Raw genomic sequence first — 10,067 nt, forward strand, 5'->3', positions numbered from 1 at the left:
CGGCCACCGGGCCGGGGAGGCGCGGGCGGCGGCCGGGCGGCCCGGCCGTGCGCGCGGCGCGGGCGCGGATACGGCGTGTGCGCCGGGGCGCCGGAGCCACCGGACGAGGTGCGCGGGGTGCGGCGGGCGGTGGGCGGTGGGCGTGGCGGGGGTGGGCGTGGTGGGCGGTGCGTCCGGGACGGGGATGGCGCTTTCGGTAAATCGGTCGACTTCGCGGGGCGGATCGTGGACGATGCCCTGGAGAGCGTCCGCGCCGTTTCCGGGGAAGGCCGGCGAGCGGGGCGCCCCCGCCCGGTGCCGCCCCGTCCATATGGGGGCGAGAACCGCGTATCACCGGCGGTCGTTCCGGTTCCGTCTCGGATGCTGAGCGAAACCGACAAGCGGGATGACCGAATCCTGTCGCTTCACCTGCCCTCCTACCCGTCGGTCACTGAACAGACTGGTGGATCAGCACCCGAGGAAGCGAGGGGGTTCCGCCATGCGCGGCTCGCGCATCACCGCCGTCGGCCACTACCAGCCCGCCCGGGTTCTCACCAACGAGGACCTCGCGGGCATGGTCGACACCAGCGACGAGTGGATCAGGAGCCGGGTGGGCATCCGGACCCGCCACATCGCCGGGCCCGAGGAACCCGTCGACGAACTGGCCGCCCACGCGGCCGCCAAGGCCCTCGCGGCGGCCGGGACCGCGCCCGGCGAGGTGGACCTCGTCATGGTCGCCACCTCCACCGCGATCGACCGCTCCCCGAACATGGCCGCCCGTGTGGCCGCCCGGCTCGGCATCCCCGGACCGGCCGCGATCGACGTGAACGTCGTCTGCGCCGGGTTCACCCACGCCCTCGCCTCCGCCGACCACACCCTGCGGGCCGGTGCGGCGACCCGCGCCCTGGTCATCGGCGCCGACAAGATGTCCGAGATCACGGACTGGACCGACCGCACCACCTGCGTCCTGCTCGGCGACGGGGCCGGTGCCGCCGTGGTCGAGGCGTGCGCGGAGGGCGAGGAGCCGGGGATCGGCCCGGTGGAGTGGGGCTCGGTGCCCGAGATGGGCAACGCGGTCCGCATCGAGGGCACGCCGCCGCGCTTCGCGCAGGAGGGCCAGAGCGTCTACCGCTGGGCCACCACCCGGCTGCCCGCCATCGCCCGCCGGACCTGCGAGCGGTCCGGGGTGGAACCGGCCGACCTCGCCGCGGTCGTCCTCCACCAGGCCAACCTGCGCATCATCGAACCCCTCGCGCAGAAGATCGGCGCGGTCAACGCCGTCGTCGCCCGCGATGTCGTCGACTCCGGCAACACCTCGGCGGGCAGCATCCCGCTCGCCCTGTCCAAGCTGGTGGAACGGGGCGAGATCACTTCCGGCGACCCCGTCCTCCTCTTCGGTTTCGGCGGCAACCTCTCCTACGCCGGGCAGGTCGTCCGCTGCCCCTGACGGAGGGGCGGCAGGGGCTCGGTGGGCGCGGCGGCCCGTGCCGCTCCGGCGGGGCGAACCGCGGCGGCGCACCGGACGTGGCCCGGTCGTCGTACGCCCGCGGACCGTCGACCGGCGCGGAGCGGAGCGCCCGGGCGGGCGGACCGGGAGGACGCTCGCCGTGGCGGCGGGCGCGAACCGCGGGGTGCCCCGCGGATGCTCCCGGAGCGGCGACTGCGCCCGCGCCCGCCGCTCGCGGATCCGACACCACGTAACCATCCCGTCACTCATGGTGCCGCTCCGGGTGCATCCGGTCCGGCGCCGCCGGAGCGTCGCCGGGGCGAAGGAAATGCAGGTGAAAGGCGCTGCGAAACCTTGGTATGGTTGTCCATGTCGCCGCCGGGGAACACTCCGGAGCCGACACACACCCGGTCCGGGTGGCGGAATGGCAGACGCGCTAGCTTGAGGTGCTAGTGCCCTTTATCGGGCGTGGGGGTTCAAGTCCCCCCTCGGACACCAGCAGAGACCCCAGTTGATCTGGGGTCTTTCTGTTTCTCCGGCTGTGGCGTGACCAACCACGTGACCAACAGCCGAGCGAGTCCACAGGTCAGACCAGGGATGATAGGCCGAGTCGGCCCGCTCCGGAAGCGGCCAGTCGGCGTGCTCCGTCCTTACGAGAGCGGCCGTACGGTCGACCGCAACCCCGGTAAGCCGTGGGTGGCTGGTGAGGTAGTCCCCGTGGTGTCCGAAGCGATACCGGGGCGTACCGATACGACTGGGCTACGCCAGGTGCAGCACGGTCGGGCAGGAACTGCAGAGCCAGTTGGACATGCTCGCCCGTGCCGACTGCACGCGCGTCTTATCCGAGAAGATCAGTACCCGTGTGAAGGAGCGGCCGGAACTGGAGAAGGCGTTGACTCTGGCACGGGCGATCACGACAGCCACCCCGAACCAACCGGTGATCCTCACCGTGGTGGAGATGAAGCGCCTTGCCCGCAACGCGGCAGAACTCATGACCCTCTCGTCCATGCTCCAGAAGGACGGCATCCAACTGGAACTCCTCTCCGGTCCCTTGCAAGGGGTGTACGACCCGAACGGGGCGGGCGCCATCGTGTTCGCCGTCCTGGCCGTGGCCGCAGAGGTGGAGCGGGAAGGCATCCGGGAGAAGACGTTGGAGGGGCTGGACACCGCGGCCCGCAAGGGCAACCACGGTGGACGCCCCTCCGTCGTGGACGATGGCAAGCTAGCCATAGCCCGTGCCCGGCACGCCAAGGGAGAGAGTGTCACCGCCATCGCCAAGGCCCTGGGGATCTCCCGAGCCACCCTGTACCGGCACATCGGTGAGAGCGCCTGAGATAGGCGCACAGGGGCGCAGTCAGGCGCTCACCTCGGAGTGCACCGGGACGGGCGGGCGCACTCCGGTGAGCGCCTCTGCACGGGCCACCAGGCGGGGCGCAAGGTCGGGGTACCAGCCACGGGCTACGGCTTGCAGCATCTCGGCCAGGGCTGCCAGTTCCCCGATTCGGCCGGCGGGGGCGTCGAGGATCGGCGCGAACTCCTTGCGGATGCGGGCGGCTACGTCGGGAACAAGCAGGCTGTTGGCGTGGAGGAGTCCCGCGTCATAGCCGAAGGGCACCCGTCCCCACCGCTCCCAGTCCAGCAGGCACAGGGGCGCGCCGGTGAGGTTGCCCCAGTGCAGGTCACCGTGACCGGTCACCCGCTCCACCTTGGCGGGGGCAGGGATGCCGAGGAACTGGGGGAAGGCTCGTTCGATCCACCCGTCCCGCACGGTTGCCTTCACTCCCTCCGCTTCAGTGAGGAGGGCCAGGGCTTGGCGAAGGTCCGCCCACCACTCGTCAGGCAACCCCGGGTCGTGGTCGATGTCGGCCCGGTCGGGGGACACGATGGGTTGCGTGAGGTAGTCCAGGACTGCCGACTCGAAGGCCCACTCGCCGTCAGTCCAGTCATGCACCGCGTACAGGTGGGGGCGAGGCACGCCGTCAGGCACCAGCTCCGAGGCGCCGACGATGCCTTCCCCCGCCTTCCTGCCCGCGTTCCTCTTCGCCGTCCGGCTGACCCGTAGCCACCGGTTCCCCGCTCGGCGTCCGAGAGTGACACCGAGGAAGCCCCACGCCAGCGGCCCCGTGCAGGTGAGGCCCAGCGCCTCGGCCGCCCGGTCGTGGGCGGCCTCCATCAAAGCCTGTACCTCCTCATTCACCGGCGAGTTCATCCGTCACCCTCCTGAGTCCCTGGGCCGTCAGCGGCGCAGCCAGAGCCTTGGCCACATCGTCCCAGTGCTCGCGGGTGCTCGCGGAGGTGAGGACGACATCGAGGCCGGGGCACGAGCCAGCGGCCAGCAGGGCAGCGGCTGCGGCCGACAGGCCGGGGCGGATGAGGTTCACCAGTTCGGGTGTCATGGCGTCAAGGAGGTCGCCCCCGTGCAGGGGAGCAGCACCGAACGTGATCAGCCCCGCGTCCTTCGCCTGTACCAGTGGGCCGCCGCCGTTCAGGGCTCGTGTGATCGGGGCATCCATGATCAGGCTGACGGGCATCTGCAAGCCCGTGAAGTGGTGCTCGGCGGAACCAGCCGTCTGGCGGGCGAGCGTGAGCAACTCGGGCACGCTGAACGCTCCGGAGGTCAGGCCCGACCAGGTGGCAACGCCGTACCCGCCGATCCTGCCCGCATGGGCGAACTCCTCCAGCGCCGTGAAGGCTTCCTGTACACGGCCGTGCAGAACGGCACGGTCAAGGCTGTGCCCGTGGTGCTCGGGGTTATGCACGAACACCAGGTCCACGCGGCCGAGCGCGGCCAACGAGTGCTCCGTCTGCCAGCGAACGAAGCCCCGTTCAAGGCTGTGCCTACCGGTCGTCTCATCCCGGGTCAGCACACCCTCAGCGAGGGCGGTGCGGCCCTGCTCCGCTGTGAAGAACCCCGCCTTCGTGGCTACCCGTACGGTCGGGTACTCCCCGAGAACCGGGCGCAACTCCTCATGAGCCCGGCCATGGGCGTAGTTCGGTGCCGTGTCCACCCAGGGGCTACCGGCAGCCAGGGCGGTGCGCGCCGCCTGACTGACGGCACGCACGCGGTATGTCCCCAGGCAGAGAGCGGCGGTCACAGCGCCGTCCCCACGACTGCGACGGCGTGGCCGTCAATGAGGACGGAGACCAGTTCGGCCACCTCCTTGACCTCCAGTCCGGCAGAGTCGGCGAGTTCGCCGAGCGTGGTCGGCTGATTGGTCAGCAGCGTGCCCAGCGCGGGAGCGGCGGACTCGGCGAAGTCCCACGCGGTACCGGCCGCCGAGAGGGTGACTGTGCCCTGTTCGCGGTCCGCCGTCAGGCGGCCCCTCGGAGTGGTGAGCTTGACCGTGATGTCCCGCTGGGCGGGGAGCCCGTCCACGTAGGGCAGGGACGGGATCGCGTGGCCCAGGTCCGTCGTGTCGATCGACTCTGCCCACCGCTCCACGAGGCGGGGGTCCGCCATCATGTCGGCCACTTCACGGCGTACGGCGTCGGTGAAGTCCGACTGTTCCGCTAGCGAGCCGAAGCGCGGGATGTCCCTGCGGAGCGCGAGGGACGCGCGGAGCTGGTCGACGACCCAGAGCATCAGGTCAGCGCCCGTGTGCGGGACCATCCCGAACGTGAGGTGAAGGGATTCTGTCCCCTGGTCAGCGGTGACCGAGTGCCACCAGCCGCGCGGCAGGTAGAGCACGTCACCCGGGGACAGAACGAGGTCCGCCACCGGGTCGCCCTCCGGCTCCTCCGGCGACTCCACGTCCCGGAAGGTGGGCGCCTCACGGGTCATCCCCCACAGGCGCCACCTCTTCGAGCCGTGCAACTGGACCACCACCACATCGTGGTCATCCCAGTGCCGACCGAAGCCCTCCCGCTCGGTCCACGAGGGCGTACACGTTCGCCTGCACGGAAGTCCCGAGGAAGCGTTCCAGCTCCTCAGCAGCCGCCCTCACAGCGGGGTGGATCTTCTCCACCGCATCGAGCACCAGCGACGCCCCGTCTCTGAGCTGGGCGTGGAAGTCGGACGGTTGGATACGGGACCAGGTGACCGCTCGGCGGTTCGTGGTCGGGATCGCGTAGCGGTGGAGCGGGACCATCTCGCCGTCGACCGACAGGCGCAGCCGGGGCGGCTCCAGCCGCTGCGTGGCGATGACCCGGTTCAGGTCGTCCCAGGAGAACAGGCCCGCCGTGTCGGCGGCTCCGGGGAAGTGCGCGTAAGAGCGGTGGTACGTCTGGGCGAGGAACAAGTCCCCGCCCAGACGCCCCGCCCACGAGGCTGTATCAAGCACCGTGGGCGCTCCCTTCAGTCGTTGCCGTCGGAACGGCCACTGCTGACGTCAGACTCCTGCTCGGCACGGGTGCGTGCGGCCACGATCTTCCGCTTCGCGACGAGCAGGCCACCCCCCTCGGGGGCCACCGAAGTGGTGTTCTCTTCCGCCATCGGACTACCTCTCTTCTCGGGAACTCCCACCGGGAATCGGGCGGGAGGCATCGGAGACAGCGGCCAATGCGGTTACCAAAGAGCCACGGCGAGAACCAGGGCACAGCCGCCGAGGATCGCGGCCAGGTAGAGCGGCCCCGCGTGCCGGCCAAGGTGGCGCAGCACCCAGTGGCCCAAGCGACGCATCACGTCGCCTTCGGCTCCACCGCCAGGGAGCGGAGAGCACTGGAAGGCACCGAACTGCGGCCCGCGCACCGAGGGCACCCGCACGGCGGGTACTTGGTCAGCGAGCCCAGGATCACCGCATTGCGCGGCTCCACCTGTACCTCACGAACCGGGCCGTACGTCCGACCGCCGTCGTACGACACCCGCAGAGTCATGCGCCCCGTCATGAGCGCACACCACCATCAGGGCCGAACGTCCGCCGGTACTCCCGCCCCCGACCTACGCCGTAACGCACCCGCTCTTCGTTTCGCTCGGTCGCTGTCATGGGGGAAATCATTGGCCCAGAACGCGGCGGCTGTGTAGTTCTTTCCCGTCATGGAATAAAGATCATGAACGACAGGCGGCAGCCCACTCCGTCAACACGGCTCGTGCTTCGGCCCCGAACAGCGCGTATCCCTCCAGTGTCGAGAACAGTTCCAAATGCATTTCGATGTCGCGTGGATCTCTCAGGATCACGACTCCGGTGGTGTTCTCCACAGTGGCCAGGGTGTTGTCGTAGACAGTGAAGGTGTCCATAGGAGCCATGGGTTTGTATCCCGCGATTGGGATGACACCTAGCTTCACATTCGGCAGGTGGGTCAGTGAGGCCAGCCGGTCAATCTGCATCGCCATCGCGGCAAGGGGCAGGAGTGGCCACCTCACGGCCTGTTCGGTGAGGATGAAGGTAAACCGCTTCTTCGTGTCGTAAAGAACCTCCTGCCGCTCCAGCTTCCTCGCGATCGTCTTAGTGGCATCAGTTGGTGAATGGGCAAGGCTGGCCCGGATGTACTCAGGGGTGGACAGTAGCCCCGTAATCATCGAGAGCAGGAAGAAACGGAACTCGGTAGAGGAGGATTCGAGCGCGGCAAGTTCGGTCTGCTTCTTCTCCAGCCCCCTTCGCCGCAGTGAGCGCAGGTCTTGCCACTCGGTATTGGCCAGCCTCGCGAGGGCAATGGCCTCCTCGATGACCTCGGGCGGAGCAACGACAGCCCGGAGGATTCTCTCCAGGTCGAGCAGGCTCGGTTGGGCTTTCCCGTTCTCGATCCGACTGATCTTCGATTGGGACATGTTGCAACGCCGAGCGAGCCGGTCCCCAGTGAGGCCGGCTCGCTTGCGTAGTTCTTTCAGCAGGGCGGCCAATTCTTGCTTCGGCTGCCCCAACTGTTCAGGGTCGAACATCACTCGCTCACGTACTCCAGGAATGGAACCGACTCGGCCACGGCAATCCGCTTCCACTGCCGATACGGCTCAGGATCACTCTCGTACAGTTCCCGGTTTATCTGCGTCCCGTCCGCCCGGTAGTTCATCAGGACCACCTTGGACTCATCGAACATCCAGAAGTCCTGATCCGGAATCCCCGGGTTCTCTCGGTCGGTGAGGTCGAGAATGCGGATATCCTCGCCCGCTTTCACGTGGTGCCGGTAGTAATACTCGAACTCGAACCGGAGGTAGTCCGAGAGCGGGCGGGTCACGACGTGCACCCTGCCGACGCTCTTCCCTTCCGAGGCCCATTGCCGAACCTCGTCCATCCAGGCCGACGTGTAATCGTCCGGGGATTTCTCTCCGGCGAGGAAACGCTTCAGCTTCTCCGCTTCCTGGGGCATGGTGTAGACGGGCAGCGTTTCCAGCCGCCACGCCTCACGCTCCATGGAATCGAAGCAGTCATTCCACGCGTCACCATCCAAGTGCACGGAAAGCCTCCCTGAGAACCGCCTCCGGGATTTCCACGAGCCCTTCCCCGGAGGGCGGGGTGAAGGCGTTGGACACGTCGCCCTGCACGACGAAAGATCCCGTGGCCGTGCGGTACACGTTCGGGCAGTCCTTTTCTCCGGACTCGCCGTTGCCGTTGCCCGTGAGCCGGGTGAGTGCCGAACATTCGGACATGCCAAACCCCCTTGCTCTGGCCCCGCTTTGGGCCGCCTGCCCACCGACAGTAGAGGGGGTGGCGCTACGCGTCTATGCGTGAACGCGACTATGCGTGTCCTTGCATAAACAGGTCCCCAACCGCCCCGGCCACCCCCGGTACGCGGGCACGTACGCGCCCGTGCAGACTGGGCGTAGCCCCGTGGCGCGGTCCAGGAAGCCTGACCGGGGACGGACGCCTCGGAGGAGGGTTGGTCACGTGACCAACGCATGACCAACAGGGGCCCGAAAGGGCCTGAAACAGCAGGAAAGAACAGGAGAAACGCCCGCCGAAATCAAGCCTGTCGACGGGCGTTTCCCCAGGTCAGAGCGGTTGGGGGCTGGTGCCCGAGAGGAGAGTTCAAGTCCCCCCTCGGACACCAGCGAGGACCCCTGTTCACCAGGGGTCCTCTTGTTCTTCCGGGACGCGGGTCGCCTTCCGGGACCGAGGGCGACCGGTCGCGCGGCCGGCGGTCCCATGGCGCGGCCGCCCTCAGCCGTGCACGTGCAGCCCGAAGCCCGTGCGGTCCGCGGGCTCCAGGCCCTTCTTCAGGTGCAGCGAGGGCATCTCGCACCCGCCCGAGTTCTGGCGACGGAACGGGGTCGGCTCGGTCGATTCCAGGGCGACCGGGCGCCGTTGTCAGGCGCCGACGACGTCCCGGTAGTCCCCGCCGCTCAGCCGGTTGGCGCCGTACACCACGAACGGGGGCAGTACCTCCATGCCCGGGTAGTGGAGGATGCCGTGCTGGATCGGGAACAGCAGGTCGTCGACGGGGCCGTTGATCCCGCGCGCCGCGTAGTGCGACGCCCGGCCGCCGACGGTCACCGACAGCAGGGCCCTGCGGCCCGAAAGGATGCCCTCGCCGAAGCGCCCGCCGTACCGGGTGTCGCTGTGCTCGCCCACGCCGTACGCGAAGTGCTGGGTGAACACCCGGTCCACCCAGCCCTTGAGGATCGCGGGCATGGTGTACCACCACAGCGGGAACCGGAGGACGAGCGTGTCGGCCCACAGCGGTTTCTGCCGCTCGGCCAGGACGTCCGGGGTGAGCGTCCCGGCGTCGAACGCGCGGCCGGGGTCCCGGACCACCCGCAGCGGGCTTCCGGCGCCGTCTCCTACCCGCTGACCGTCACCCTCGGATCCGGGGTGATCGGAGCCCTGGTCGACCTCGCCTGGTCGGCGGCCGCGGACAGCCTTGGGACGTGGGTGGCGCTCTGGCCCGCGAACCCGCTGTCCCACGTGTTCCTGACCGTCGCCGCCCTCACCCTGACCGTGACGCGCCGACTCGGTGCTCCCGGGCCGCCGTGGCAGATTCCGCTGGTCGACGGCGGCGCGTATCTGCTGGTGCTGCTGCTGTCGTACGGCTTCTCCGCGTGGCGGGACGGAGCCGCCGCACCGGCCGATGACGCCTTCGCCATGGCGGGTTACGCCATGCTCACCCTCCAGTTGCCGTCCGCGTGGCTGCTGAGCGGGTGGCGCGCCCGCCGCCTGCGCACTGCACTCGCCCGGAACGGCGGCGGCACGGACGCCGCCCGGGCGGCGGCGGGAACGTGACGACCGGGGCCGTCGCCGTCGACACGGCGGGCCCGCGGATGTCCCAGGAGCGCCGCCGTACGCCGGGGAAGCCGGCCGGGGTGTCCCGGTCGGCTTCCGGCGTCTTCACGGGGCGGTCGACGACCGGCTGGTGGTCAGCGGCGGAAGTAGGTGTCGAAGTTGTTCTGGAACTGGTGGCCGCCGAAGCGGTCCCAGTTGATGGACCAGGTCATCAGGCCGCGGAGGTTGGGCCAGGTGCCGTGGGTCTGGTAGCTGCCGCAGTCGGTCTTCTTGGTGAGGCAGTTGAGGGCCTTGTTGACCTCGGTGGGGGAGACGTGGCCGTTGCCGGCGTTGGTGGTGGCGGGCATGCCGATGGCGACCTGCTCGGGCTTGAGGGGCGGGAAGACGTTGGCGGTGTCGCCCGCGACGGGGAAGCCGGTGAGGAGCATGTCGGTCATGGCGATGTGGAAGTCGGCTCCGCCCATGGAGTGGTACTGGTTGTCCAGGCCCATGATGGAGCCGGAGTTGTAGTCCTGGACGTGCAGGAGGGTGAGGTCGTTGCGCAGGGCGTG

General features: G+C 69.1%; 9 protein-coding genes, 1 tRNA gene and 3 pseudogenes. 4 read left to right on the plus strand and 9 right to left on the minus strand.

The window, feature by feature from the left end:
* Positions 1-478: 478 nt before the first annotated feature.
* From ACZ7LB_RS09575 to ACZ7LB_RS09585, 3 genes are all read left to right on the plus strand, one after another.
* The gene (locus ACZ7LB_RS09575; protein WP_471466600.1) at positions 479-1,426 is read left to right on the plus strand and encodes a beta-ketoacyl-ACP synthase III; all 948 of its coding nucleotides are present in this window, start codon (positions 479-481) and stop codon (positions 1,424-1,426) included.
* A gap of 410 nt (positions 1,427-1,836) precedes the next feature.
* Positions 1,837-1,924 (plus strand) — tRNA-Leu (locus ACZ7LB_RS09580).
* Positions 1,925-2,180: 256 nt separating this feature from the next.
* A complete protein-coding gene (locus ACZ7LB_RS09585; protein WP_471466641.1) occupies positions 2,181-2,759 on the plus strand; it encodes a recombinase family protein in 579 nt (192 codons plus the stop codon).
* Positions 2,760-2,780: 21 nt separating this feature from the next.
* Here the strand turns inward: ACZ7LB_RS09585 and ACZ7LB_RS09590 are convergent, their stop codons facing one another.
* The 8 genes and pseudogenes from ACZ7LB_RS09590 to ACZ7LB_RS09625 all read right to left on the minus strand — a co-directional run bounded on the left by ACZ7LB_RS09590 (position 2,781) and on the right by ACZ7LB_RS09625 (position 9,201).
* A complete protein-coding gene (locus ACZ7LB_RS09590) occupies positions 2,781-3,377 on the minus strand; it encodes a hypothetical protein (protein WP_471466601.1) in 597 nt (198 codons plus the stop codon).
* A 238-nt stretch (positions 3,378-3,615) separates the two neighbouring features.
* The gene (locus tag ACZ7LB_RS09595; RefSeq protein WP_471466602.1) at positions 3,616-4,521 is read right to left on the minus strand and encodes an aldo/keto reductase; all 906 of its coding nucleotides are present in this window, start codon (positions 4,519-4,521) and stop codon (positions 3,616-3,618) included.
* Positions 4,518-5,706, minus strand: a pseudogene (locus ACZ7LB_RS09600) (cupin domain-containing protein). The gene ACZ7LB_RS09595 and the pseudogene ACZ7LB_RS09600 overlap by 4 nt, the downstream one beginning before the upstream one ends.
* A gap of 14 nt (positions 5,707-5,720) precedes the next feature.
* The gene (locus ACZ7LB_RS09605) at positions 5,721-5,858 is read right to left on the minus strand and encodes a hypothetical protein (protein WP_411952198.1); all 138 of its coding nucleotides are present in this window, start codon (positions 5,856-5,858) and stop codon (positions 5,721-5,723) included.
* A 552-nt stretch (positions 5,859-6,410) separates the two neighbouring features.
* Complete coding sequence (locus ACZ7LB_RS09610) at positions 6,411-7,244, minus strand: helix-turn-helix domain-containing protein (protein ID WP_471466604.1); 834 nt, start codon at positions 7,242-7,244, stop codon at positions 6,411-6,413.
* Positions 7,241-7,753 carry a DUF6879 family protein gene (locus ACZ7LB_RS09615; protein WP_471466606.1) on the minus strand — a complete coding sequence of 171 codons (513 nt, stop codon included), beginning with the start codon at positions 7,751-7,753 and terminating at the stop codon, positions 7,241-7,243. The genes ACZ7LB_RS09610 and ACZ7LB_RS09615 overlap by 4 nt, the downstream gene beginning before the upstream one ends.
* The gene (locus ACZ7LB_RS09620; protein ID WP_471466607.1) at positions 7,737-7,946 is read right to left on the minus strand and encodes a hypothetical protein; all 210 of its coding nucleotides are present in this window, start codon (positions 7,944-7,946) and stop codon (positions 7,737-7,739) included. Before ACZ7LB_RS09620 ends, ACZ7LB_RS09615 begins: the two co-directional genes overlap by 17 nt.
* Before the next feature lie 511 nt (positions 7,947-8,457).
* Positions 8,458-9,201, minus strand: a pseudogene (locus ACZ7LB_RS09625) (NAD(P)H-dependent oxidoreductase).
* On the opposite strand from ACZ7LB_RS09625, the gene ACZ7LB_RS09630 reads away from it, so the two are divergent.
* Complete coding sequence (locus tag ACZ7LB_RS09630; RefSeq protein ID WP_471466609.1) at positions 9,109-9,516, plus strand: hypothetical protein; 408 nt, start codon at positions 9,109-9,111, stop codon at positions 9,514-9,516. The pseudogene ACZ7LB_RS09625 and the gene ACZ7LB_RS09630 sit on opposite strands and share 93 nt — an antisense overlap.
* 134 nt (positions 9,517-9,650) lie before the next feature.
* Here ACZ7LB_RS09630 and ACZ7LB_RS09635 read toward each other — a convergent pair.
* Positions 9,651-10,067: pseudogene (locus ACZ7LB_RS09635) on the minus strand (chitinase); the annotation flags it as partial.

It is taken from the genome of Streptomyces sp. NPDC107521, from assembly GCF_055598485.1.

What these genes read in the sequence shown, in the direction of transcription:
- ACZ7LB_RS09620 (WP_471466607.1), bottom strand. Translation starts at nt 7,946, where the DNA reads ATGTCCGAATGTTCGGCACTCACCCGGCTCACGGGCAACGGCAACGGC.
- ACZ7LB_RS09575 (WP_471466600.1), top strand. Translation starts at nt 479, where the DNA reads ATGCGCGGCTCGCGCATCACCGCCGTCGGCCACTACCAGCCCGCCCGG.
- ACZ7LB_RS09605 (WP_411952198.1), bottom strand. Translation starts at nt 5,858, where the DNA reads ATGGCGGAAGAGAACACCACTTCGGTGGCCCCCGAGGGGGGTGGCCTG.